A 643-nucleotide genomic window follows, 5' to 3' on the forward strand; every position below is an offset into this window, starting at 1 on the left:
ATCACCGGGTGTGGCCCCCCTTCTCCCGAAGTTACGGGGGCATTTTGCCGAGTTCCTTAACCATAGTTCACCCGAACGCCTCGGTATTCTCTACCTGACCACCTGAGTCGGTTTAGGGTACGGGCCGCCATGAAACTCGCTAGAGGCTTTTCTCGACAGCATAGGATCATCCACTTCGCCACAATCGGCTCGGCATCAGGTCTCAGGCTGTATGTGTGACGGATTTGCCTATCACACGCCCTACACCCTTACCCCGGGACTACCACCGCCCGGGCTGGACTACCTTCCTGCGTCACCCCATCGCTTACCTACTACCACCTTGGGCCGGCGGCTCCACCACTTTCCTTTCCCCGAAGGGTCCGGAACGGCTTCACGGCCTTAGCATTAATGGGCTCGATACTGGGCGTTTCAAAGCGGGTACCGGAATATCAACCGGTTGTCCATCGACTACGCCTGTCGGCCTCGCCTTAGGTCCCGACTTACCCTGGGCAGATCAGCTTGACCCAGGAACCCTTAGTCAATCGGCGCACACGTTTCTCACGTGTGTATCGCTACTCATGCCTGCATTCTCACTCGTGAACCGTCCACAACTCGCTTCCGCGGCTGCTTCACCCGGCACACGACGCTCCCCTACCCATCACAG

Annotated in this window: 1 rRNA gene; it reads right to left on the minus strand. The window is 58.3% G+C overall.

The annotated features are described in order from the left end of the window. Positions 1 to 643 (minus strand): 23S ribosomal RNA (locus IE287_RS38140); the annotation flags it as partial.

Source organism: Streptomyces omiyaensis (genome assembly GCF_014650895.1).
GTDB classification, from domain to species: Bacteria; Actinomycetota; Actinomycetes; order Streptomycetales; family Streptomycetaceae; genus Streptomyces; species Streptomyces omiyaensis.